The 22,912-nt window shown below is 68.7% G+C and carries 22 protein-coding genes; 9 read left to right on the forward strand and 13 right to left on the reverse strand.

All coding sequences use genetic code 11. The annotated features are described in order from the left end of the window. Positions 1-57: 57 nt before the first annotated feature. On the forward strand, positions 58-885 hold the full coding sequence (locus VGP60_RS03315; protein WP_327546325.1) for a hypothetical protein: 828 nt from the start codon (positions 58-60) through the stop codon (positions 883-885). A 9-nt stretch (positions 886-894) separates the two neighbouring features. Then, positions 895-1,335, forward strand: coding sequence for a hypothetical protein (locus VGP60_RS03320; protein ID WP_327546326.1), 441 nt, complete (start codon positions 895-897; stop codon positions 1,333-1,335). A 16-nt stretch (positions 1,336-1,351) separates the two neighbouring features. Here VGP60_RS03320 and VGP60_RS03325 read toward each other — a convergent pair whose 3' ends face one another. Both VGP60_RS03325 and VGP60_RS03330 read right to left on the reverse strand, forming a co-directional pair. Next, the gene (locus tag VGP60_RS03325) at positions 1,352-2,179 is read right to left on the reverse strand and encodes a tRNA (adenine-N1)-methyltransferase (protein WP_327546327.1); all 828 of its coding nucleotides are present in this window, start codon (positions 2,177-2,179) and stop codon (positions 1,352-1,354) included. Between the two features lie 83 nt (positions 2,180-2,262). Continuing rightward, positions 2,263-3,417 (reverse strand): M50 family metallopeptidase, encoded by a 1,155-nt coding sequence (locus VGP60_RS03330; RefSeq protein WP_327546328.1) that lies wholly within the window; start codon positions 3,415-3,417, stop codon positions 2,263-2,265. Between the two features lie 120 nt (positions 3,418-3,537). Between VGP60_RS03330 and VGP60_RS03335 the strand changes: the two genes are divergently transcribed. The 3 genes from VGP60_RS03335 to VGP60_RS03345 all read left to right on the forward strand — a co-directional run bounded on the left by VGP60_RS03335 (position 3,538) and on the right by VGP60_RS03345 (position 6,313). Beyond that, positions 3,538-4,428 (forward strand): RecB family exonuclease, encoded by an 891-nt coding sequence (locus VGP60_RS03335; protein ID WP_327546329.1) that lies wholly within the window; start codon positions 3,538-3,540, stop codon positions 4,426-4,428. Between the two features lie 10 nt (positions 4,429-4,438). After that, positions 4,439-5,230, forward strand: a complete 792-nt coding sequence (locus VGP60_RS03340) for a thioesterase family protein (RefSeq protein WP_327546330.1) — start codon at positions 4,439-4,441, stop codon at positions 5,228-5,230. A gap of 150 nt (positions 5,231-5,380) precedes the next feature. Continuing rightward, on the forward strand, positions 5,381-6,313 hold the full coding sequence (locus tag VGP60_RS03345; RefSeq protein WP_327546331.1) for a ParA family protein: 933 nt from the start codon (positions 5,381-5,383) through the stop codon (positions 6,311-6,313). Positions 6,314-6,405: 92 nt separating this feature from the next. Here the strand turns inward: VGP60_RS03345 and VGP60_RS03350 are convergent, their stop codons facing one another. From VGP60_RS03350 to metH, 7 genes are all read right to left on the reverse strand, one after another. Continuing rightward, positions 6,406-7,335 (reverse strand): AEC family transporter, encoded by a 930-nt coding sequence (locus VGP60_RS03350; protein ID WP_327546332.1) that lies wholly within the window; start codon positions 7,333-7,335, stop codon positions 6,406-6,408. A gap of 19 nt (positions 7,336-7,354) precedes the next feature. After that, on the reverse strand, positions 7,355-8,200 hold the full coding sequence (gene hisG / locus VGP60_RS03355; RefSeq protein ID WP_327546333.1) for an ATP phosphoribosyltransferase: 846 nt from the start codon (positions 8,198-8,200) through the stop codon (positions 7,355-7,357). A gap of 40 nt (positions 8,201-8,240) precedes the next feature. Next, entirely contained in the window at positions 8,241-8,504 is a 264-nt protein-coding gene (locus tag VGP60_RS03360; protein ID WP_327546334.1) for a phosphoribosyl-ATP diphosphatase, read from the reverse strand. 46 nt (positions 8,505-8,550) lie between these two features. Beyond that, the gene (locus VGP60_RS03365; RefSeq protein WP_327546335.1) at positions 8,551-9,051 is read right to left on the reverse strand and encodes a methylated-DNA--[protein]-cysteine S-methyltransferase; all 501 of its coding nucleotides are present in this window, start codon (positions 9,049-9,051) and stop codon (positions 8,551-8,553) included. Positions 9,052-9,065: 14 nt separating this feature from the next. Further along, positions 9,066-10,535, reverse strand: a complete 1,470-nt coding sequence (locus VGP60_RS03370; RefSeq protein ID WP_327546336.1) for a DNA-3-methyladenine glycosylase 2 family protein — start codon at positions 10,533-10,535, stop codon at positions 9,066-9,068. 544 nt (positions 10,536-11,079) lie between these two features. After that, positions 11,080-11,724 (reverse strand): HAD family hydrolase, encoded by a 645-nt coding sequence (locus VGP60_RS03375; RefSeq protein ID WP_414640285.1) that lies wholly within the window; start codon positions 11,722-11,724, stop codon positions 11,080-11,082. 74 nt (positions 11,725-11,798) lie between these two features. After that, positions 11,799-15,365, reverse strand: a complete 3,567-nt coding sequence (metH, locus tag VGP60_RS03380; protein WP_327546338.1) for a methionine synthase — start codon at positions 15,363-15,365, stop codon at positions 11,799-11,801. 39 nt (positions 15,366-15,404) lie between these two features. On the opposite strand from metH, the gene VGP60_RS03385 reads away from it, so the two are divergent. Together VGP60_RS03385 and VGP60_RS03390 are read left to right on the forward strand one after the other, a co-directional pair. After that, positions 15,405-16,322: a PAC2 family protein gene (locus tag VGP60_RS03385; protein WP_327546339.1), complete on the forward strand. Its 918-nt coding sequence runs from the start codon at positions 15,405-15,407 to the stop codon at positions 16,320-16,322. Positions 16,323-16,457: 135 nt separating this feature from the next. Then, positions 16,458-17,015: a CGNR zinc finger domain-containing protein gene (locus VGP60_RS03390; protein ID WP_327546340.1), complete on the forward strand. Its 558-nt coding sequence runs from the start codon at positions 16,458-16,460 to the stop codon at positions 17,013-17,015. Here VGP60_RS03390 and VGP60_RS03395 read toward each other — a convergent pair. From VGP60_RS03395 to VGP60_RS03405, 3 genes are read right to left on the reverse strand one after another with little or no spacing between them, the layout of a single operon-like run. Next, positions 17,012-17,836, reverse strand: coding sequence for a metallophosphoesterase (locus VGP60_RS03395; protein WP_327546341.1), 825 nt, complete (start codon positions 17,834-17,836; stop codon positions 17,012-17,014). The genes VGP60_RS03390 and VGP60_RS03395 overlap by 4 nt on opposite strands. A 26-nt stretch (positions 17,837-17,862) precedes the next feature. After that, positions 17,863-19,104 (reverse strand): MFS transporter, encoded by a 1,242-nt coding sequence (locus VGP60_RS03400; RefSeq protein WP_327546342.1) that lies wholly within the window; start codon positions 19,102-19,104, stop codon positions 17,863-17,865. Further along, positions 19,101-19,691 carry an ArsR/SmtB family transcription factor gene (locus tag VGP60_RS03405; protein ID WP_327546343.1) on the reverse strand — a complete coding sequence of 197 codons (591 nt, stop codon included), beginning with the start codon at positions 19,689-19,691 and terminating at the stop codon, positions 19,101-19,103. The genes VGP60_RS03400 and VGP60_RS03405 overlap by 4 nt, the downstream gene beginning before the upstream one ends. A 207-nt stretch (positions 19,692-19,898) precedes the next feature. Between VGP60_RS03405 and VGP60_RS03410 the strand changes: the two genes are divergently transcribed. Continuing rightward, positions 19,899-21,515, forward strand: a complete 1,617-nt coding sequence (locus VGP60_RS03410; protein ID WP_327546344.1) for an ABC-F family ATP-binding cassette domain-containing protein — start codon at positions 19,899-19,901, stop codon at positions 21,513-21,515. 95 nt (positions 21,516-21,610) lie between these two features. On the opposite strand, the gene VGP60_RS03415 is transcribed toward VGP60_RS03410, so the two are convergent. Beyond that, on the reverse strand, positions 21,611-21,757 hold the full coding sequence (locus VGP60_RS03415) for a hypothetical protein (RefSeq protein WP_327546345.1): 147 nt from the start codon (positions 21,755-21,757) through the stop codon (positions 21,611-21,613). 198 nt (positions 21,758-21,955) lie between these two features. Between VGP60_RS03415 and VGP60_RS03420 the strand changes: the two genes are divergently transcribed. After that, positions 21,956-22,876: a peptidase gene (locus tag VGP60_RS03420; protein WP_327546346.1), complete on the forward strand. Its 921-nt coding sequence runs from the start codon at positions 21,956-21,958 to the stop codon at positions 22,874-22,876. The last annotated feature ends 36 nt before the right edge of the window (positions 22,877-22,912 follow it).

The following is a 22,912-nucleotide window of genomic DNA, read 5'->3' on the forward strand; positions in this document are numbered from 1 at the left end:
ATCGGGGCACCTTCGGCGCGGTCGCCGAGGTGACCGCAAATCAGCTAGGGGGCATTGATGACCTACCCGCCGCAGCAGCCCGGACCCTTTGGGCAGCAGCCGGGTCCCTACGGCCAGCAGCCCGGTGGCGGCTATCCGGACGGAACACCGCAGCACGGCAACCAGGGCGGCTTCGGCGGTCCCGGTGGTACGCAGCAGTTCCCGCAGTCGGGTGGCTTCGGCCAGCAGCAGGACCCGTACGCCCAGCAGCAGCCTCCGCAGCCGGGCGGCTACGACCCCTACAACCAGGGCGGTTACGGCAACCAGCCGCCGTACAACCCCCAGGGCGGGTTCCCGGGGGGTGGAGGTGGTGAGCCACCTCGGAAGAAGAAGCAGACCGGCCTGATCGTCGCCGTGGCCGTGGCCGCCGTCGTCGTCATCGGCGGTGCCGTCGCACTCATCGTGGTGAACTCCGGCGACGACAAGACCCCGGTCGCGGCGCCGTCGTCCTCGGTCTCCGCACCACCGCAGACCTCGGCCAGCAAGCCGAAATCGCCTTCGAGCCCGCCGAAGACCTCCCCTTCGACGGGTTCGACGTCCAGCGGCACGTCCTCCGGCCCGGCTCCCGGCGGCAAGGACAGCGCGCAGGGACTGGTGGACGCCGTCATCGCGGCCTACAACTCCGCCGACAGCAAGGGCGTCATCGACACGACCTGCCGCAGCACCAAGGCCAAGGACAGCTTCACCGTCCCGGCCGGGATCAAGGTCGAACCCATCGGAACCGTCAACGAGTCGGGCGACTCGGCCACGGCGCAGATCAAGGGCACACTGGACGGCAAGAGCCAGACGGGCGTGATCACCACGAAGAAGGAGTCCGGTCTCTGGTGCCTCGCCGCCCTGGAGTGAGCACCGACGATGTCCAGGAAAGTCGTCTTCGGACTGGTGCTGTTCGTCGCACTGGTCGCGGGCGTCGTGGCCGGCCTGCTGCTCATCGCACCGAGCGATGAGCAGCAGGCCGCACCCCCGTCCACCGCAGTTCCCGCGCCGGCGACTACGAGCACGCGGGCGGTCGAGCGCGCCGCCGACGGCGCGGCACAGGCCATCGCCGACGCCATCACCGAGGGCGATTCGCTGAAGTTCGGGCTCATCACCTGCGATCCGCAGAGTTCCGCGGAACTCCGGAAACTGCAAGACAAATGGGACGCCGCGGGCGCCGTCAGCGCCTCGATCGCCCGACCACCCCTAGTAACCGGCGACCGGGCGACCGTAACGATTCATGTCGAAGGCGCCGGCGGCGAAAAAGAAACCGAATTTCCCCTTCGCAAAAAGGGCGAAAAGTGGTGCGTCCCGGGCTAGCGACCCCGCCGCGTGCCTAGATTCCCTTGCCCGAACGGCGGTGCACGCGCGGCGAAACCACGCCGTCGGCGAGGCGGCGGGCGGTCAGCAGGAACGCGGTGTGCGCCACCATCCGGTGGTCCGGGCGGACGGCGAGCCCCACGACGTGCCAGGGCCGCATCAGCGTCTCCCACGACTCCGGTTCGGTCCAGCACTGCTGCTCACGCAGGGCCTCGGTGATCTTCGACAGCTGGGTCACCGTCGCGACGTAGACGACGAGCACGCCACCGGGGATCAGGTTCGCGGCCACGTTCGGCAACTGCTCCCACGGCGAGAGCATGTCCAAGACCACCCGGTCGACCTCACCGGTGTGCTCGGCCAGGTCGGCGACGGTCAGCGTCCAGTTCTCCGGCTTGCCGTGGAAGAACTGCTCGACGTTGCGCTCGGCGTGCACGGCGTGGTCTTCGCGGATCTCGTAGGACTGCACCGAGCCTGTCGGCCCCACCGCACGCAGCAGCGAGCAGGTCAGCGCGCCGGAGCCCGCCCCCGCTTCGAGCACGCGCGCACCCGGGAAGATGTCGCCCCACATGACGATCTGCGCGGCGTCCTTGGGGTAGATCACCTGCGCGCCCCGCGGCATCGACAGCACGTAGTCCGGCAACAGGTGCCGCAGCGCCAGGAACGACGTACCACCGCCGGACGAGACGACCGAGCCCTCCTGCTGCCCGATGACGTCGTCGTGGTTCAGCGCGCCACGGTGGGTGTGGTACTGCTCCCCCTCGCCGAGCACCAAGGTGTAATGCCGCCCCTTGGAGTCGGTCAACTGAACTCGGTCACCAACACGAAACGGCCCGCTGACCGACACTGAACCTCCACTTACGGCGAAATCTGGCGCTTGATCGTCGCAGGTGGACTGTCCGGCCCGGACAGCGGGTGAGGACGGAGGTTTCAGAACCGGCTCTGGCCCGAAATCGCGGCCCGGAGATCCTCGCGGCGCAGCACGCCGGCGGGGCGGCCTTCGTCGTCGACCACCAAGAACTGCCAGGCGGCGGTCTCGTGGACGCGCTCGGCGATGTCGTCGCCGGACTCGGAGGACAGCAGCACGGTCTCGGCGCGGATCGGCTCGGCCGCGAGTTCCGCGGGCGAATGAGGTGACGTCGCGGCGAGCCTTTCGGCGGCGGCTTCGTCGAGCAGACCGGCGGCGACCCCGTCCGCGCGGACGAGCACCACCCCGCGTCCGGCCGACGCGGCCAGCGCGTCCGCCACGGGGCTTTCGGCGGGCAGCTGGAGCACCGGGCGCACCAGGTCCGCCAGCAGCAGGCCCTCCGGCCAGCCGCGGCGGCCCTCGGCGGCCAGTTCGGCCCCGGCGCCCATCACGACGAACCAGGCCGTCACGACGCACACGCCGAGCCTGAGCCACCTGTCGTCGCTGCCGAAAGCCAGTCCGAACAGCGCCCAGACGAGCAGCCCCACGGCCACCAGGCCGCCACCGACGACCGCGGCCCTGGTTCCGTGCGCCCGGCGCCCGGTGAGCGCCCAGACGCCCGCACGGAGCATCCTGCCACCGTCCAGCGGCAGCCCGGGCAGAAGATTGAAGACACCGACCGCGAGGTTCGCCACGGCGCATTCGGCGACCAGCAGCCACGCGGACCCGTCCGAGGGCACCGCGAGCAGCAGCAGCGCGCAGAACCCGGCGAGCAGCAACGAGACGATGGGCCCGGCGGCGGCGATCAGGCCTTCCTGACCGGGACGCCTGGGCGTTCTCGCGACCTCGGACAGCCCGCCGAGCAGGAACAGCCGCAGCCGCCGGACCGGGATCCCCATCCGCAGCGCCACGAGACAGTGCCCGAGCTCGTGGGCGAGGACCGACAACCCGAGCAGCACCGCGAACGCGGCCGCGAGCAGCCACGACGTCGTCATCGAGGCTCCGGGCAGCAGTCTCCCGACCAGCGGGGCGTACAGCACGACGATGGCGAGCGAGCCGATCCACCAGGACGGCGCGAGGAGCACGGGCACCCCGCCGACCCTGAACAGCAGCAACCCGCCGTCCGGGACAGCGCTACGCCGGGACGGCCCCGCGCTGTGTTCACTGGTGGCGGCCACGACGAGAAGAGTAAAGGGCGGGGTGTGGGGAGCGAGTGATCCGGGGGGCAACGATCGGGTGACCCGCGGAGGTCGGCGGCGATCCCCGAGGCTGTCGGTGGTCGGCGCTACGCTCGCCCCATGCCAGAACAGACAGCGACAGCACAGGCGCAGCCGGGCCGCCCGGCCGCTCGCCGCCGCCCGGCGCTGTCACCGTCGCGTGCCAGTGATTTCAAGCAGTGCCCGCTGCTCTACCGGTTCCGCGCGGTCGACCGCCTGCCCGAGGTCCCGACGAAGGCGCAGCTGCGCGGCACGCTCGTGCATTCGGTGCTGGAGCGTCTCTTCGCGCTCCCGCAGGCAGACAGAGTTCCGGCCAACGCCAAGGAACTGCTCGAGCCGGCGTGGACGGAGCTGTCCGCGGAGCGTCCTGAGTGGACAGAACTGTTCGAGGCGGACAAACCCGAGGATGTCGAGGAATGGCTGCGGTCGGCGGCGAAACTCGTCGACTCGTACTTCGGTCTCGAGGACCCGACCCGGCTGGATCCGGAGGCCTGTGAACTCCACGTCGAGATCGAACTCGGCTCGGGGGTCCTGCTGCGCGGTTACGTGGACCGGCTCGACGTCGCGCCGACCGGGGAGATCCGGGTCGTCGACTACAAAACCGGTGCGGCGCCCAGGGAAATCGGCGAAGCCAAGGCGTTGTTCCAGATGAAGTTCTACGCCGTAGTGCTGTGGCGGCTGCGCGGGATCGTGCCGCGCCAGCTCAAACTCATGTACCTGACCGACGGGCAGTCGCTGGCCTACACACCCGACGAAGCCGAGCTCCTGCGGTTCGAGCGCACGCTGGAAGCGATCTGGCAGGCGATCCTCAAGGCCGGGAAGACCGGCGACTTCCGGCCGAACCCGAGCAAACTGTGCGGCTGGTGCGATCACCAGGCACACTGCCCGTCCTTCGGCGGCACGCCACCGGCATACCCGGGCTGGCCGGAGCCGGACGCCGGGGAAGAGTCACCGATCGACCGAGCAGATTAGGGGATGCGCTGTGACTGACGCGTTTTACCTTCCCCTCGGCGGGGGACGGTACTCACCGACCAAGCACACCGCCGGTCCGTGGACGCCGGACGCCCAGCACTTCGGGCCGCCCTCGGCGTTGCTCGTGCGCGCGCTGGAGGAGCTACGCCGAGGGCGGCCCGAAGTCAGCCACACCCGGCAACTGTCGCGGGTGACGATCGAGATCCTCGGCCCGGCGCCGCTCACCGAGCTGTCGGTGAGCGCCCGGGTCGAGCGGCCCGGCCGGTCGGTCGAGATGCTCTCGGCGGAACTGGTCTCCGGGGATCGCGCGGTGGCGCGGGCGTCGGCGTGGCGCATGGCGGCCTCGGACACCGGCGCGATCGCCTCGAACTCGGTGGATCCGTTGCCCACACCCGAAGGTGTGGCCGAATCGCCGTGGCCCAACGGCTGGTCGGGCGGGTACCTCGACGCGATGGAGTGGCGCGCGGTGGCCGGCAGCATGGCTGAGCCCGGCCCGGCGGCCGTCTGGGCACGTCAGCGCGTCGACCTCGTCGAAGGCGAGAAACCCAGCGCGCTGCAACGCCTGTTCGCGGTCGCGGACTCCGGCAATGGCGTTTCGAACTTCCTCGACCCGCACCAGTGGTGGTTCATCAACGCCGAGCTGACAGTCCACCTCCTGCGCGAGCCGGCCGGTGAGTGGATCGGGCTGGACGCGGCGACGACGGTCGGCCCGAATGGCGTAGGAATCGCCACCAGCCGGTTGCACGACCTGGCGGGTCAAGTCGGCACCGGTGCGCAGGCACTATTGGTGCGTCCGCGGTGAGTGGGCGGGCGCGCGGGGCGCCGATCGAATAACCTGCCCGGAACCACTATCGGAGGAGGGCTGTTCAGAAGGGTGTTCGATGCGGCAGGCTAGTGCGGTCGTGACCACTGAGTCCAGGCACAGTTGAACAAGACACAGGAGCGCCCGGGAATGCAGATCACCTCGGTGGTCAACCAAAAAGGTGGGGTCGGCAAGACCTCGCTCAGTGTAGGCGCGGCAGCCGCGCTCGCCGAGCGCGGTAAGCGGGTCCTGCTCATCGACCTCGACCCACAAGGCCACGCGAGCACCGAGATGCTCGGGTTGCCCGAGGTGCCGTCCCATCTGCCGAGCATGGCGAAGGCGCTGACGAAGATGTGGAAGGGCCCGGTCGAGGAACTCGTCGTGCCCCACACCCGCAGCAACATCGGCCGCGGCGGGGCGTTCGACGTCATCCCCACCTCACCGGGGATGTTCGACCTGATCCGGCGGCTCGACCAGTTCCGCGTACCGGGCTGGCAGCTCGCGCGGGTCATCCAGTTCGCGAACTACGACCACGTGATCATCGACTGCCCGCCCGCGCTGGACGTGCTGACGAACAACGCGATCGCGGCGAGCAACGGGATCCTCGTGCCGGTGCAGCCCGATCGCACGAGCATCCGCGCGCTGCGGCTCCTGCACGACCAGATCCAGTACGTGGAGCAGATGGTCAACCGGCCGCCGATCACCTACTTCGGCATCGTGCCAGGCCTGTACCGCCGGCCGATCTCGCATTACGCGATGGCCGCGCTGAACGAACTGCACACCTTCAACATCCCGGTGCTGAACCATCTTCCGCTCGGCGTGGTGGTGAACGAGGCCGCCGCGCGCGGCATCCCGGTCACCACCTACGCGCCGGAAACCGTGCAGGCCGAGTCGTTCCGGCAGATCGCCGCGACACTCGAGCAGTACCGGGAGAACCAGACCGGCGGCCCCATCGTGCCCGAAGAAGAGTTCGTCTTCGAGAACTTCATCACCGAAGTCTCGAAAGCCCGCACCGCCAACGACAACGGCGCCCGCAAAAAGCTCTACGACTTCATGCCGAAACGCCCCCGCGACGGCGTCTGACGCACACTCGGGCGCGCGTGCAACCCATGCGCGCCCGAGTGCAGTCTGTGCACGCCCAAGCGCGTTCCACGCACACCCCCGTGCATTCCGCGTCAGGCAAGAACCCAGGCGATCAGCGACAACGTGCCCATCGACAGCAACGTCGAGAACAACACGCAGTCCCGCACGAAACGGGTGTCGATGGCGTATTGGCTCGTCGCGATGAAGACGTTCTGCGCGGTCGGCAGTGCCGAACACAACACGGCGGCGTAGAGCAACGGCCGCGGCAGATCCAGCAGCAGGCCGACGCCGAGCGCGACCAACGGCTGCGCGACGATCTTCAGCGTCACCACCGTGACGGTTTCCCATCGCCGCCCGGAATCCGTGACCTCACCGATGTTCCGCGCGTTCAGGGACATGCCGAGGACGAGCAGCGCCGTCGCGACACCGGCGTTCCCGAGCGTGTGGATCGGCTGCAGCAGCACGTCCGGCGGGCGCCAGCCACTCGTGCCGACGACGACACCGAGCAGTGAAGCCGCGATGACGGGGTTGCGTACCGGCAGCATCAGCAGCGAACGCCAGCGCGAGCCGTCACCGCGCGGCGCGTCGGATTCCAGCAGTGCCAACATCAGCGGCATCATGAACAGCGACTGGAACAGCAGCACGGTCACGATGAACGACGAGCTGCCGAGCGCCTGCAACGCCACCGGGATGCCCAGGTTCGCCGCGTTGACGTAACAGGCCGCCATCCCGGTGACGACCCGTTCGCCGAGCCGTCGCCGGAACAGCCACCACGACACCGCGAAACCGGCGAAGCCCACCAAGACCGTGCCCACGCCGAACGCGATCAGGCCTTTGTTGACCAGCGCCGAAAACGGCGTGTCGATCAAGGTGCTGAACAGCACCGCGGGCATCGCGACGGTGAACGCGAACGTCGTGAGCACCTTCTCGGCACCTTCGCCGAGCACCGAAAACCGGCTCAGCAGATACCCGAGCCCGGTGATCAGCCAGATCGGGGCGAACGCGGGCAGCACGCCGTTCATCGGCGTGCCGCCCGGTCGGTCAGAGCCGACAGGAGCGGATGTCCGAAGCCAGCACGGCCTTCGCGCCGGCTTCGGCGAGCTCGTCCATGATCTGGTTGACCTTCTTGCGCGGCACCATCGCCCGCACGGCCACCCAGTCCTCGTGGGCCAGCGGCGCCACCGTCGGCGACTCTAGGCCCGGCGTGATCGCGATGGCCGTCTCGAGCAGCGCCCGCGGGCAGTCGTAGTCCAGCATCATGTAGTGCTGGGCGAACACGACACCCTGCAGCCGGGCCGTGAGCTGCGCCATCGGCTTCGACGCGGTCACCCCGGCGCGGTGCACGAGCACGGCCTCCGACACGCAGATCGGGTCGCCGAACGCCACCAGGTTGTGCTGGCGCAGCGTGCGACCGGACCCGACGACGTCGGCGACGGCGTCCGCGACCCCGAGCTGGATCGAGATCTCCACCGCGCCGTCGAGCCGGATGACCTCGGCCTCGACGCCATGGCGCTTGAGGTCCTCCCGCACCAGCCGCGGGTACGACGTGGCCAGCCGCTTGCCGGCGAGGTCGGTGGGCTTCCACTCCTGGCCGGCCGGGGCGGCGTAGCGGAACGTGGATCCGCCGAAGCCGAGCGCGAGGGTTTCCTCGACCGGGGCGCCGGAGTCGAGCGCGAGGTCGCGCCCGGTGATGCCGAGGTCGAGCTCGCCGGAACCGACGTAGATCGGGATGTCCTTGGGGCGGAGGTAGAAGAACTCGACCTCGTTGGAGGGGTCGAGCACGGTGAGGTCGCGCTGCTCATGTCGCTGCCGGTAGCCCGCCTCACCCAGCATCTCGGCCGCGGAAACGGCCAGGGCTCCCTTGTTGGGCACGGCGACACGCAGCATTCGAATTCTCCTCAAAAGTCACTGGCGGCAGCGGCGGCCGTCAGAGATAGCGGTAAACGTCCTCGGTGGAAATACCGCGGCCCAGCATGAGCACCTGTACCCGGTAGAGCAGTTGCGAGATCTCCTCGGACAACCGGTCGTCGGACTCGTGCTCGGCGGCGATCCACACCTCGCCCGCCTCTTCCAACACCTTCTTGCCTTGCGCATGGACGCCCGCGTCCAGTGCCGCGACGGTGCCGGAACCGTCGGGACGGACGCGCGCGCGCTCGGCAAGCTCGGCGAACAGCTCATCGAAGGTCTTCACAGTCTGTAGATCCTTCCATCCGCTGCCGAGCCGTACCCGACGGGTCTCAGAAGAGCGCGTCGCCTCCCCGCTCGAAGTCGAGGAGGTACCGCTTGCGCTCCAAGCCGCCGCCGTACCCGGTCAGGTCGCCGGTCGAGCCGACGACCCGGTGGCACGGGACGATGACCGAGATCGGGTTCTTCCCGTTGGCGAGCCCGACCGCGCGAGCCGCGGCCGGGCGGCCGAGCTCCTCCGCGAGCCTGCCATAGGAAACCGTTTCCCCATAAGGGATTTCCCGCAGCGCGGCCCACACACGTTGCTGGAACGGCGTGCCGTGGAAGGCCACCGGAAGATCGAAAACCCGGCGTTGCCCGGCGAAGTACTCCTTGAGCTGACGCGCGGTTTCGGCGAAGACTCCGGCGTCCGGGTCGCGGTCGCCGAAGGTTTCCTCGGCCGGGAGGTGGCGCTGCTTCACCATGTACAACCCCGACAGAACGCCGTTCGTGGCGACGATCGTGAGCGGTCCGATGGGGCTGTCGATCACTGTATGCGTACGGAGTGTGTCCATCGTCTCTTTCCTTTTCATACGGGCAGGTGGTTGATCGGGTGGTCGCCGGTGGCCCAGAAGTGCTGGACGGCGTACGCGCGCCACGGCCGCCAGGCGGCGGAGGCCAGGTTCAGCGCGGCGGGTGATTCGGGCAGGCCGAGTGCTCTGGCGGCGAGCTTGATCCCGAGGTCGGAGGCGATGAACGCGTCCGGGTCGCCGAGAGAGCGCATGGCAATGCTCTCGACGGTCCACGGGCCGAACCCGGGCAGCTCGTTCAGCTGCGCCCGGGCGCGCAGCCAGTCGCTTCCCGCGCCCAAGTCGATCTCCCCCGCCGCGAGGGCGGCGACCAGCGTGGTGAGGGTCCGCCGACGGGATTTCGGCATCGCCAGGCTTTCCGGCTCGAGCTCGGCGAGCGCCTCCGGGGACGGGAACAGGTGCGTGAGGCCGCCCGCGGGGTCGTCGATCTTGTCGCCGTGCGCGGTGACCAGGCGGGCGGCGTGGGTACGCGCGGCGGCCGTGGACACCTGCTGACCGAGGACCGCGCGGACGGCGAACTCGTCGGGATCGACCGTGCGGGGCACGCGGCGTCCGGGCGTCTTCGCCACCAACGGCCCGAGCACCGGGTCCGCACCGAGCAGGTCGTCGACGGCGACCGGGTCGGCGTCGAGGTCGAGCATCCGGCGGCAGCGGCTGATCGCCATGGACAGATCGCGGAGGTCGCTCAGCGCGAGTTGGCAGCCGATGTGGTCGGGCAGCGGCCGCAAGGTGACCACGCCGTGCCCATGCGGGAGGCGCAGCGTGCGGCGATAAGCGCCGTCACGCCATTCCTCTACGCCCGGGACACCGGTCGCCGCGAGATGGCCGAAAAGATTGTCGGGACACAACGGCGCCCGGAACGGCAGCCGCAGCGACAGGACTCCTGTGGTCGTGCACTGCTGGGACCGCTTCGCACGCCTGCGCAGTTCCGTCGGCGAAAGCGCGAAGACCTCGCGGACAGTGTCGTTGAACGTACGAATACTGGAAAACCCGGACGCCATCGCGAGATCCGTCATGGACAACGTGGTCGTCTCGATAAGCACCCGAGCGGTCTGCGCGCGCTGCGCCCTCGCAAGAGCGAGCGGCCCGGCCCCGAGCTCGGCCAGCAACTGCCGCTCGACCTGCCGGCTGCTGTACCCCAACCGCGAGGCCAACCCAGGCACACCGTCGCGATCGACAATGCCATCGGCGATCAGCCGCATCGCCCTGGCGACGAGGTCCGCGCGCTCATTCCACTGTGGAGACCCAGGACTAGCGTCAGGACGACACCTCTTACAAGCACGGAATCCAGCCTGCTGCGCCGCAGCCGCGCTGGGGTAGAACGACATGTTCTCGACCTTCGGCGGCACCACCGGACAACTGGGACGGCAGTAGATCCGAGTCGTCAGTACCGCCGTAAAAAACCACCCGTCGAACCGGTCGTCCTTGGACTGAACCGCCCGAACACAACGCTCAAAGTCTTCGTGCACCTCTCCAGCATCACCCACGGCCAGACACCCCGCTAGCGAAAATCCGACATCGACGTAACACACCCTCAGTCCGTAAAGCCAGCCATCACCAGCCCAACCCACAAAACCCGACCACGCGGGTTTTGTGTTTGAGACTCAGCCAGGGCGACTCACGTCCGCCCAACGGGCGGGAGTCTTCACCGCGCGCGCTTGCCGAAGGCCAGGTTTGCGGGAGCAGGGCGCCCCCGAACCGGTCGTGACCGACCTCGAAATGCCACGCCCTGGTCACGCAAACCTGATCGCGCGCCTGCCAATAAACACAGGCTTCTAGCCATACCCCTGTACGCACCACGCAGCTCTAAGCCATACAAGCCAGAGGCCAACCCCGCACCTTTGAGCCCGTACCCCCAAATGCCCCCGGTACTACCCCCACGCCAGGCCCACCCAAGCCATCCCGCGCAGCAAAGCCCCTGGTCACCCCCTCGTGAGTGGCAACAAGTGTTAGAACACTCGTAGCCACTCACGAGCCACGCTGGGTCGAGCCACGCCCACCCAGCCGCGCCACTCAAGCAGTCGGAGCCTTCACCAGCTCGGCCAACGCGGCAACGTCAACCCCCACCAGCGACGACCGGAACACCCGCCGCTCCCCCGCCTCCACCGGCACGTCGTTCGGAACCACCAAGACCACACACCCAGCAGCAGCCGCGGATTCGGTACCAGGCGGCGAATCCTCCACCGCGACACACCGCGCCGGATCCACCCCAAGCAGTTCCGCCGCCAACAAGTACGGCCGAGGATGCGGCTTGTTCAGCCCATCCACCTCGTCACCGCACACGGTGACGGTGAAGAATTCCCGCCCGATCGTGTTCAGCGCGAGCTCGGTCAGCGATCGTTCGGTGGACGTCACCAGCGCCGACGGAATTCCCGCGTCCCGAACGGCCGTCAATGCCTCACGAGCGCCAGGGCGCCACGGCAGTTCGTCGTCGAACAGCCCGGCAGTGCGCTCCCGGATCGACTGCCCGATCTCGGCTACCGCGTGAGGGGTCACCTCACGACCGGCGACCTCGAGCAGATAGGTCGCCGTGGCGTCCATATTGGACCCGACCAAAGTGGACCGTTGGGCTTCGGAAAGCTTGCTGCCCATGGCTTCGGCGGTCTCGTAGAGCGCGACATCCCACAGCTTTTCGGAATCGACCAGCGTGCCGTCCATATCCCACAACACGGCGGCCGGTCCGTCCTTTGCGGACGGTGCGCTCACAGGGTTCTCCTTCGTCGTTCGGTGGATCAGGTGTTGAAGTACTTGGCTTCCGGGTGGTGACAGACGATCGCGTCGGTCGACTGCTCGGGGTGCAGCTGGAACTCCTCGGACAGCTTGACGCCGATCCGCTCCGGTTCCAGCAGGTCCACGATTTTCGCGCGGTCCTCCAGGTCGGGGCAGGCGCCGTAACCCAGGGAGAACCGGGCGCCGCGGTAGCCGAGCTTGAAGTACTCCTCGATTTCGGCGGGGTCCTCGTCGGCCACGTTGCCGCCACTGGAAAAGTGCAGTTCCTCGCGGATCCGGCGGTGCCAGTACTCCGCGAGCGCCTCGGCCAGTTGCACGCCAAGGCCGTGCACCTCGAGGTAGTCACGGTAAGCGTTCTTCGCGAACAAGTCGTTGGCGTAGTCCGCGATCGGCTGTCCCATGGTCACCAGCGTGAACGGCACGACGTCGATCTCGCCGGAAGCCAGCGCGAGGTCCTTCGGCCGGTAGAAGTCGGCCAGGCACATCCTCCGGTCCCGGCGCTGGCGCGGGAAGGTGAAGCGGTGCCGCTCCGGGGCGTCCGCGCGAGGCTCCGTCAGCACGACCAGGTCATCGCCGTCGGCGACGCACGGGAAGTAGCCGTAGACCACCGCGGCGTGCGCGAGGATGCCGTCGGCGGTCAGCTTGTCCAGCCAGTACCGCAGCCGCGGGCGGCCCTCGGTCTCGACGAGCTCCTCGTAGGTCGGTCCCGTACCGCCCTTGGCCCCCTTGAGCCCCCACTGCCCCATGAACGTCGCGCGCTCGTCGAGCATCGCGGAGTAGTCGGCGAGCGGGACGCCCTTGATCACCCGGCTGCCCCAGAACGGCGGGCTCGGCAGGGCGACGTCGGTCGCGACGTCGGACCGCGCGGGGGGCGGCGACTCGGCCTCTTCCAGCTCGGCCTGCTTGGCCTTGCGGGCTTCGGCGATCCGCAGCGAACGCTCACGGCGGTCTTTGCGTTCCTTGCGCTTGGCGTCGGCCTCCTGGTCGATCAACGGCGATTCGCCGCGCTTCGACGCCATGATCGCGTCCATCAGGCGCAGGCCCTCGAACGCGTCCCGGGCGTAGCGGACGTCCCCGAGGTACATCTCCGTCAGGTCGTTCTCGACGTACGACCGCGTCAGCGCGGCGCCGCCCAGCAGCACGGGCCAGCGCGCGGAGACACCGCGGGAGTTCATCTCCTCGAGGTTCTCCTTCATGATCACCGTCGACTTCACCAGCAGCCCGGACATGCCGATCGCGTCGGCGTTGTTCTCCGCCGCCGCGTCCAGGATGGTCGTGATCGGCTGCTTGATCCCGAGGTTGACCACCTCGTAGCCGTTGTTCGACAGGATCATGTCGACCAGGTTCTTGCCGATGTCGTGGACGTCCCCGCGCACGGTGGCGAGCACGATGCGGCCCTTGCCGGCGTCGTCGTCCTTCTCCATGTGCGGTTCGAGGAACGCCACCGCCGCCTTCATCACCTCGGCCGACTGCAGCACGAACGGCAGCTGCATCTGGCCGGAGCCGAACAGCTCGCCGACGGTCTTCATCCCGGACAGCAGTGTGTCGTTGATGATCTGCAGCGCGGGCCGGGATTCGAGCGCTTCCAGCAGGTCGGTGTCGAGGCCGTTGCGCTCGCCGTCGACGATCCGGCGTTCCAGCCGCTCGAACAACGGCAGCGCGGCGAGCTCCTGGGCGCGCGTCTCCTTGTTGGAGGCGGCACTGACGCCCTCGAACAGCGCCATCAGTTCCTGCAGCGGGTCGTAGCCCTCGCGGCGGCGGTCGTAGACCAGGTCGAGGGCGACCGCGCGCTGCTCGTCGGGGATCCGGGCCATCGGCAGGATCTTCGACGCGTGCACGATCGCGGTGTCGAGCCCGGCCTGCACACATTCGTGCAGGAACACCGAGTTCAGCACCTGGCGCGCGGCCGGGTTCAGGCCGAAGGACACATTGGACAGTCCCAGCGTGGTCTGCACGCCCGGGTACAGCTTCTTCAGCTCGCGGATGGCGTTGATCGTCTCGACGCCGTCCTTGCGGACCTCTTCCTGCCCGGTCGAGATCGGGAAGGTCAGCGTATCGATGATGATGTCCTCGACCCGCATGCCCCAGTTGGTGGTGAGGTCCTCGATCAGCCGCTTGGCGACGCGGACCTTCCACTCGGCCGTGCGGGCCTGGCCCTCCTCGTCGATGCAGAGCGCCACCACGGCGGAACCGTGCTCGGCGACGAGCTTCATGATCTTCTGGAACCGCGAGTCCGGCCCGTCGCCGTCCTCGTAGTTGACCGAGTTGACCGCGCAGCGGCCGCCGAGCCGCTCGAGCCCGGCCTGCAGCACGGCGGGCTCGGTGGAGTCCAGCATGATCGGGAGCGTCGACGCCGTCGCGAGCCGCGCGGCGATCTCGGACATGTCGGCGGCACCGTCGCGGCCGACGTAGTCGATGTTCAGGTCGAGCATGTGCGCGCCGTCGCGGGTCTGGTCGCGCGCGATCTCGACGCAGTCGTCGAGCCTGCCTTCGAGCATGGCGTTGCGGAACGCCTTGGAACCGTTGGCGTTCGTGCGCTCGCCGATCATCAGCACGCTGGCGTCCTGCTGGAACGGGATCGCCTGGTAGAGCGACGAAACCCCGGGCTCCGGGCGCGGGCGGCGCGGCTTGACCTCGAGGTCGGCCACCGCGGCGACCAGCTGCCGGATGTGCTCGTCGGTGGTGCCACAGCAACCGCCGACCAGGCCGACGCCGAACTCGCGCACGAACCCGGAGAGCGCCTCGGCGAGGCCCTCCGCCGAGAGCGGGTAGACGGCGCCGTTGGGCCCGAGCTCGGGCAGGCCGGCGTTCGGCATCACCGAGAGCGGCACGCGGGCGTGCTTGGACAGCTGCCGCAGATGCTCGCTCATCTCGGCGGGACCGGTCGCGCAGTTCATCCCGATCAGGTCGATCCCGAGCGGCTCCAGCGCGGCCAGCGCGGCGCTGACCTCGGTGCCGAGCAGCATCGTGCCGGTCGTCTCCACGGTGATGGAGGCGATGATCGGCACCTTGCGGCCTTCCGCGGCCATCGCGCGGTGCGCGGCGATGATCGAGGCCTTGGTCTGCAGGATGTCCTGCGTGGTCTCCACGATGACCGCGTCGACCCCGCCGATCAGCAGGCCGCGGACCTCTTCCATGTACGCGTCACGCAGGGTGGCGTAGGGCGCGTGGCCGAGGGTCGGCAGCTTGGTGCCGGGGCCGACCGAACCGAGGACGTACCGGGGCTTGTCCGGTGTGCTGAACTCGTCGGCCACCTCGCGCGCGAGCCGCGCGCCGATTTCGGACAGCTCGAAGATCCGCTCGGGGATGTCGTACTCGGCGAGGTTCGCGAGATTGCACCCGAAAGTGTTGGTCTCGACCGCGTCGGCTCCGGCCTCCAGATAGCCTCGATGGACCGAGCGGACGACGTCGGGCCGGGTGACGTTGAGGATCTCGTTGCACCCCTCCAACCCGGCGAAGTCGTCCAAGGTCAGGTCATGTGCCTGCAGCGCGGTACCCATGGCGCCGTCGGCGACGACCACGCGGGTCCGGAGTGCGTCGAGAAGCGGCGACGATAGACGATCGGACATGGCCAACAGCTTACGGTGGCCTGGTCGTAGGCTGGTCGAGTGAGTGAGCCCGCCGACGAGACCCAGCAGCCCGAGCCGACGCCGGGCGAACACCCAGCAGACACCACGCCGTTGATGGTCGTGGCCTTCGAAGGGTGGAACGACGCAGGTGACGCGGCCAGTCGAGCCGTCGAGCATCTGCAGCTCAACTGGGACGCGACACCCCTGGCCGAGCTCGAACCGGACGACTACTACGACTTCCAGGTGAGCAGGCCCACAGTCCGCCAGGTGGACGGGGTGAGCCGCCGTGTCGACTGGCCGACCACCCGGTTGTCGATCTGCCGGCCCGAGGGTTTCGAGCGCGACGTCGTGCTCGTGCAGGGGCCGGAGCCCAACATGCGGTGGCGGGCCTTCTGCGCGGAGCTGCTCGAGCACATCGAGGAACTCAAGGTCTCCACGGTGGTCACCCTCGGCGCGCTGCTCGCGGACACCGCGCACACCCGGCCCGTCCCGGTCACCGGAACGGCGTACGACGCGGAGGCCGCGTCGCGGTTCGGCCTGGAGCGCAACCGCTACCAGGGGCCGACCGGGATCGTGGGCGTGCTCCAGGACTTCTGTGTACAGGCCGGGATCCCCGCGGTGTCGATCTGGGCCGCGGTCCCCCACTACGTGTCGCACCCGCCGTCCCCGAAGGCCACGCTGGCGCTGCTGCACAAGCTCGAGGACATCCTCGACGTCGAGATCCCGCTGGGCGCGCTGCCCGAGCAGGCCGAGGAGTGGCAGCGGACGGTCAGTGAGATGGCCGAAGAGGACGAGGAGATCAGCGAGTACGTGCGCTCGCTGGAGGAGCGCGGCGACGCCGAGTCCGAGGTCGACCTCGACGACGTGAGCGGCGACAAGATCGCCGCCGAGTTCGAGCGCTACCTGCGCCGGCGCCGTCCGGGTCAGGACGGGCCGGGGACCTCCGCCACGTCCTAGTCACCGAGTCCCACCGAGGCCGGGGTGTCCACGATCTTTCGTGGGCACCCTGGCTTTTTCGTACTCTGACCTGCGGTGTAACGGTTCAACCATTACCGAATGCGATGTAACGCTCAACCCGTTACGATGCCGATCATGACGAAAGAGCTGTTCCGGTTCGACTGCGGAGCGACTTGGCTGAACCTCCTGGCGACCCGCAGCCGTCACTTCAGCGCGGACGCCGTCGAGCTGCTCCCGACCGTCGAGCGGTTCAGCGAATGGCTCGGGAAATCGGAGCTGACCCCAGTCCGGGCGCCCGTCGAGGAGGACCTCGAGCAGGCGTGGGCGCTGCGGGAGATCCTGCGCGCGCTGGCGCTCGCGACGGTGTCGGGCATGCCGCCCGCACCGGTGCCGGCCTCGGCGCTGGCGCGGTTCCTCGTCGGCGCGGCCGACCCGGTGCACCTGAGCACCGGGGACCGCCTGCGCCGACAGCCGCCGCGCACGCCACGCGCGGCACTCGCGCGCATCGGACGGCAAGCCGTCGACCATCTCACCGGCCCGGACCGTCACGAACTGACCCTTTGCCCCGAGCACGACTGCCGAGGGGTCTTCGCGGACCCGTCCGGCCGCCGGGTCTGGTGCCCGTCCCCCGCTTGCGCGAGCCGTGGCCGGGTGCGGGCGCTCAGGGCCCGCCGCGCCGCCGAGAAGAACTAAAGGATCTTGCGCAGCGGGACCGGGCCGCGGGCGCGCTTCCGCCACTCACGCGGATAGCCGAGGGAGACCTCTTCGAAGCGGACCCCGTCGGCGTGTGTCGTGCGCGGGATGTGGAGATGCCCGTAGACCGACACCTCGGCGCGGTAGCGGAGGTGCCAGTCCTCGGTTTCCGTGGTACCGCACCACATCGCGAACTCCGGGTAGTACAGCGGCTCGGTCGGGTGCCGGTGCAGCGGCCAGTGCGACATCAGGATCGTCTTGTGCTCCGCCGGGATCGCCGAGAGCCGCTCGGTGCTGACCTTCAGCCGCTGCGCGCACCACGCCTGACGGCTGGGATACGGGTCCGGGTGCAGGAAGTACTCGTCGGTGCACACGACACCGGCTTCCCGCGCCTGCTCCATCGCGACTTCCAGCGTCTCGTGGCGTGCCTTGGGCGTCCGCCAGCTGTAGTCGTAGAGCACGAACAGCGGCGCGATGGTCAGTGGCTTGTCGGCGTAAGGCCACACCGGGAACTCGTCCTCCGGGGTGAGCACGTCGATCTCCCGGCACTTCTCGACCAGGTGCTCGTACCGGGCCTGACCGCGGAGCTGCGACTCGTCGGCGTGCGTGGTCCACAGCTCGTGGTTGCCCGGCACCCAGACGACCTTCGCGAACCGGCCCCGCAGCACGGTCAGGATCTCGATGGTCGATTCGACGCGCTCGGCGACGTCACCGGCCACGAGCAGCCAGTCGTCGGGCGAATCGGGGACGACGAGATCGACGAGCGGGGCATTGCCCTCGTGGGTCACGTGGAGGTCGCTGGTGGCGAACAGGCTTGGCACTCCCCCAACATAGGCGACACGTCACCCTAAAGAGGGGCGACTGTCACTAACTGGGGCTCTTCCACGGTTTTCCGTGACCGGACGAGACCAAGCAGGACCACCAGCCCGGCACCGACGTGCAGCGTGGCCTGGACGTTCAGCAGGCCCGCCAGCCCGAGCGGGCCGATCAGCACCCCGGCCGCCAGCGCGCCCAGCGCGGTGAACGCGGCCATCCCGGCGAACCCGGTGCTCAGCACCCGGCCGGCGCGTTCCGTGGAGGCACCGGCCTGGATCACCGTCAGCAGCCCGGCCCCGGCGAACACCCCCGGCATGCCGACGGCCATGAACAGCCCGATGTACACCGGCAACGCCGTGGTCAGGAACGCGCTGTCCCAGATCACCGCCGACAGCACGCCGAGCACGAGCGTGCCCCAGCCCAGCAGCTTCTCCGGCGCCACCTCGCGCGCGATCGTCGCGACCGACATCCCGGCCACCAGCCCGCCGATCGCCTGCACCCCGCGCAACAGGCCGACGTCGGCCTCGCCGCCGCTCAGCGTCTTCAGCACGAACACCACGAAGAGCACCAGGAACATGCCCTGCGCCAACGACATCAGCACGAGCGCCACACCGGTCACCCGGAGCTTCCGTGAGCGCGCGATCTCCGCGAGCCCGTCGATCCACGCCCGCACCATCGGCTCACGTTCGGCGGGCACTCCCCGGTTCGTGGCCGGGGCGAACGGCTTCAGCAGGATCGCCGCCGCGACGGCCAGCGACGCGAGGTACACGGCGACCACCCAGCCGAGTCCGCCGACACCCAGCAGGACACCGCCCAGCCAGCCACCGGCGAGCCTCGCGACACTGCTGTTCACGCTCATCAGCCCGTTGGCGCCGGTCACGTCGTCCGGCCCGACGAGTTCGGGGATCAGCGCGTTACGCGCGGGCTCGAACAGCGACGCCAGCCCGGCCTGCGCGGCCATCACGAGATACACGACCACCAGCAGCGTGCTACTCGAGACCAGCAGCAGCGGCATGGCGACCACGGCCTGGCCGGCGCAGACCGCGCACAGCACGATCCGCCGGTTCCAGCGGTCCGCCAGGACGCCGGCGACCGGGCTCAGCAGCACTGCGGGCAGCAGGCCCAGCACCACACTGGCCGCGGTCGAGGCGGCGGACCCGGTCGCCTGGTAAATGAACACCGGCAGCGCGACCTGCAGCATCCACTCGGCGGATTCGGAGAAGAACGCGGCGGTCCACAACCGGGCGAAAGCGGGTTCTCTCAACGGTCTCATCGCTGGCTCGGCTTTCCGTCGGCCTCGATCCGGGGGAACGCCCGGAAGCCGACATGGACGTGCCGGGCCGCCGCGGGGGCGTCGGTCCGGATGGGCGAGACATACGGGCGGATCAGCGCGTCGACGGCCTCCACCAGGTTCTTGAGTTCGTCCGCGGTGACGGTCAGCGCGTAGCTGCTGAGCGAGCCCGCCGCCCGCCATTCGGGGTCGAGCTGGTCGGTGGTGTCGAGGAACCGCTGGGTGAGCAGCTGCTCGTGGGCGAGCGTCGTGCCGACGACGGCGAGCTGGGCGCCCCGCACGGCCGGGTCGGAATCCAGCTCCCCCAGTTCCAGGCCGACCTGGGTCGCCCGCCACGGCCGTTCGCGGCCGTCGGTGCCGTCCGTGCGCTCCACCAGGCCGAACTGCGCGAGCTGACGGAGATGCCAGCTGCAGTTGGACGCCGACGAGTCGACGGCCTCGGCACATTCGCTCGCCGTGCGCGGCCCGATGGCGCTCAGGTAGTAGAGCAGGGCCGCGCGCAGCGGATGGGCCAGCGCGCGCATCAGCTCGGCGTCTCGGACCCGCTTGCGCGGGGGCAGCTCGGTCATCGGTTCCCCCTGAGACATCTGAAAGAGTTCTTTCGAAAGTTCTCTTTCAGAGTTGCATCCGGGTGGCGCACTGTCAATGGACTTGACTAATCCAACGACTGTTGCGTTAAGATGGGCCCATCATGAACAGCTGACATCACGCCCCCACCCGCGTCCGAGGCCTGAGCCCGGCGGGTATCCCGTTCGCACCAGGGCCGGTGATGTCGTATGTCTACTGTTCTTCCCTTGCACGCCAAGGATCTTGTCTTTTCCTACGGGGCAAGGGTCGTGTTCGACGGGCTCTCGCTCGTGGCCGGCGCCGGCCAGCGGCTCGGGCTCGTCGGTGAGAACGGCATCGGGAAGTCCACCCTGCTCCGGCTGCTGGCCGGCGTCGAAGAACCGCACGGCGGCTCGGTCGAGCACAACGGGGATATCGGGTTCCTGCTCCAGGAGCTCCCGTTCCCGCTGAGCACGCGGTTTTCCGAAGTCGTCGACGACGCACTGGCCGAGATCCGCGACGCCACCGTCGCACTGGACAGGCTCACCGAGCGGATCACCGAACGTCCCGACGACGCGGACACGCTCGCCGAGTACGGCCGTGTCCTCGACTGGGCGCAGGCCCACGACCTGTGGGACGCCGACCGGCGGGCGAAACTCGTCTGCGACGGCCTCGGCCTGGCGGACATCTCCCCCGATCGGACGCTGGGCACGCTATCCGGCGGGCAGCGGTCGCGGCTCGGGCTGGCCGCGTTGCTGATCCGGCAGCCGTCGACGTTGCTGCTGGACGAACCGACCAACCACCTCGACGACAGTGGCATGGAGTTCCTGGAACGGCATCTCGCCGCACTGACCGGCGTGGTCGTGCTGTCGTCGCACGATCGGGTGTTCCTCGACGCCGTGTGCACCGACATCGTCGACCTCGATCCCGCGATGGACGGGCCGACCCGCTACGGCGGCACGTACTCCGACTATCTCGACCAGAAACGGGCCGAGCGAGCACGATGGGAGCAACGCTTCGCCCACGAACAGGAGGAGCTCAAGGAACTCAAGGAGTCCGTCGACGTCACCGCGCGCGCTGTCGCGCCGCACAACCGCCCGCCGCGGGACAACAACAAGCTGGACTACAACTTCTTCGGCGCGCGCGTGCAGAAGCAGATCTCGCGGCGGGTCCGCAACGCCCAGTTGCGGCTCGACGACCTGAAGCGCGATCAAGTCCGCAAACCCCCGGCACCACTGAGGTTCCGTGGCGAGCTGACCGGTTCGGCCGTCGAGGACAAGCTGGCTCTGTCCGTCCGGGATCTCGATCTGCCGGGGCGGCTCCAGCTCCGGCAACTGGACATCGCGACGACGTCACGACTGCTGATCACCGGCGGGAACGGCGCCGGGAAGTCGACCCTGCTGTCGGTACTGGCGGGCGTACTGGCGCCGGCGAGCGGGACTGTCCACAGAGGACGCGGCGTGCGGGTCGGACTCCTGGAGCAGGACGTCGTGTTCGCCGCCCCGGAGACGTCGGCACGGCGCCTCTATCTCGAGGCGGTCGGCGAGAACGGGCCGCCGCTGACACAGCTGGGACTTCTCGCACCGAAGGATCTCGACAAGGCCGTCGGCACGCTTTCGGTGGGCCAGCGGCGGCGGCTCGCGCTCGCGATCCTGCTGGCCGATCCCCCGCAGGTGCTCCTACTGGACGAACCGACGAACCATATTTCGCTGACCCTGGCCGAAGAACTGTTCACCGCACTGGAAAGCGCTCCCGGCGCCGTGGTGATCGCGTCGCACGATCGCTGGCTGAGACGCGGCTGGGAAGGCGAACGGCTGGAACTGGAAGCGGGACGAAAAGTGGGCTAAGACTCCGCTGGTCTTTGCTGGTCGTTGGGTTCTGGTGCGGCCAGGCACACCAGAACCCAACTGTATAGGTCGTTATACATTTAGCTCGGGCGAAGCTACCACTCCCAGGCATCGGAAACCGGCGACTGGACACTCGTCACCCCAGTGGCTGTGGCCGCCTGCCCTGCCTGCGCGAACACAACGGCCAGTGCCGCCATCACGGCCGCGACCACGGCGGCACGTACTACCAAACCGAACCTCATCCGAATCCCCTACTCGTCGGTGATCGATTACAGCGTCGACACGGTATCGATCACGCGGTTGCCGCGTGCGCACAAACGAACCGGGTACACCCTTTCGGCCCAGTATTCCTTGCCGCCGAATGGTTTATTGCCGCGAATTCGGCAGGAAATTACCGTCGAAGGAGATTCCCGGCAATTCCCCGGCGAAGGTGAGGCGGCATGGAACGAAGAATATGGCGGACGGGTATCGCTATGGTCGCGGCCGGTTTGGCGGCGGCACTGGGTGTCACACCGGCTTACGCCGCAACGGAAACGGTCGTGCACAGTGCGTCCGGGGCCGTGAAATGGTCGGCCGAAGACCTGCGTTCCGCGATTCCGATGGACCGGCTCGTGGCCTCGCCGAAGGTCTCCCCCACTGAAGTCGCCCGCGGCCTGGAAACGGTCGTCCAGCCTTCGGCGTTCCCGACCTCGGGCGCGACCTGGACCGGCGGCGGCGCCGTCGTCACGACGGCCGGCCGGGTGTTCTTCACCCTGGGCGCGAACAAGGCGTCCTGCAGCGGCGACGCCGTGACCAGCGCGAACCAGAGCGTGGTGATCACCGCGGGGCACTGCGTGAAGTACCAGGGCGCCTGGCACACCGACTGGATCTTCGTCCCCGCCTACAACAACGGCGCCGCGCCCTACGGACAGTGGTCGGCCAAGTCCACCCTGTCGACGCCGCAGTGGGTGCAGAGCGAGGACATGAACTACGACGTCGGCGCGGCGGTGGTGAACCAGCTGAACGGCCAGTCGCTGGGGCAGGTCGTCGGCGGGCAGGGCATCGCGTTCAACCAGGCGCGCAACCAGAACATGTACACGTTCGGCTACCCGGCCGCCGCGCCCTACGACGGCACGAAACTCGTCTACTGCAGCGGAAGCACGTTCACGGACTTCCTGCTCACCCGCGACCACGCGATGAACTGCGGGATGACCGGCGGGTCCAGCGGCGGCCCGTGGTTCCTGCAGTTCGACGAACAGACCGGCCGCGGCCTGCAGGCGTCGGTGAACAGCTTCGGGTACACGTTCCTGCCGGGCTACATGTTCGGCCCGTACTTCGGCACCGACGTCCAAACCCTCTACAACACCGCCCAAGCCCTCTGACCCCAGGAATATGTCGACGTTTTACCCCGAGGGTAA

Source organism: Amycolatopsis sp., from assembly GCF_036008905.1.
Lineage (GTDB): Bacteria > Actinomycetota > Actinomycetes > Mycobacteriales > Pseudonocardiaceae > Amycolatopsis.

Excerpts from the sequence above, each read along its gene's own strand:
- VGP60_RS03365 (WP_327546335.1), bottom strand. The coding sequence starts at position 9,051 with ATGGACACACTCCGTACGCATACAGTGATCGACAGCCCCATCGGACCG.
- VGP60_RS03350 (WP_327546332.1), bottom strand. The coding sequence starts at position 7,335 with ATGAACGGCGTGCTGCCCGCGTTCGCCCCGATCTGGCTGATCACCGGG.
- VGP60_RS03315 (WP_327546325.1), top strand. The coding sequence starts at position 58 with ATGACCTACCCGCCGCAGCAGCCCGGACCCTTTGGGCAGCAGCCGGGT.
- VGP60_RS03335 (WP_327546329.1), top strand. The coding sequence starts at position 3,538 with ATGCCAGAACAGACAGCGACAGCACAGGCGCAGCCGGGCCGCCCGGCC.
- VGP60_RS03345 (WP_327546331.1), top strand. The coding sequence starts at position 5,381 with ATGCAGATCACCTCGGTGGTCAACCAAAAAGGTGGGGTCGGCAAGACC.
- hisG (WP_327546333.1), bottom strand. The coding sequence starts at position 8,200 with ATGCTGCGTGTCGCCGTGCCCAACAAGGGAGCCCTGGCCGTTTCCGCG.
- VGP60_RS03415 (WP_327546345.1), bottom strand. The coding sequence starts at position 21,757 with ATGAGGTTCGGTTTGGTAGTACGTGCCGCCGTGGTCGCGGCCGTGATG.
- VGP60_RS03405 (WP_327546343.1), bottom strand. The coding sequence starts at position 19,691 with ATGACCGAGCTGCCCCCGCGCAAGCGGGTCCGAGACGCCGAGCTGATG.
- metH (WP_327546338.1), bottom strand. The coding sequence starts at position 15,365 with ATGTCCGATCGTCTATCGTCGCCGCTTCTCGACGCACTCCGGACCCGC.
- VGP60_RS03375 (WP_414640285.1), bottom strand. The coding sequence starts at position 11,724 with ATGGACGGCACGCTGGTCGATTCCGAAAAGCTGTGGGATGTCGCGCTC.
- VGP60_RS03320 (WP_327546326.1), top strand. The coding sequence starts at position 895 with ATGTCCAGGAAAGTCGTCTTCGGACTGGTGCTGTTCGTCGCACTGGTC.
- VGP60_RS03410 (WP_327546344.1), top strand. The coding sequence starts at position 19,899 with ATGTCTACTGTTCTTCCCTTGCACGCCAAGGATCTTGTCTTTTCCTAC.
- VGP60_RS03390 (WP_327546340.1), top strand. The coding sequence starts at position 16,458 with ATGACGAAAGAGCTGTTCCGGTTCGACTGCGGAGCGACTTGGCTGAAC.
- VGP60_RS03400 (WP_327546342.1), bottom strand. The coding sequence starts at position 19,104 with ATGAGACCGTTGAGAGAACCCGCTTTCGCCCGGTTGTGGACCGCCGCG.
- VGP60_RS03420 (WP_327546346.1), top strand. The coding sequence starts at position 21,956 with ATGGAACGAAGAATATGGCGGACGGGTATCGCTATGGTCGCGGCCGGT.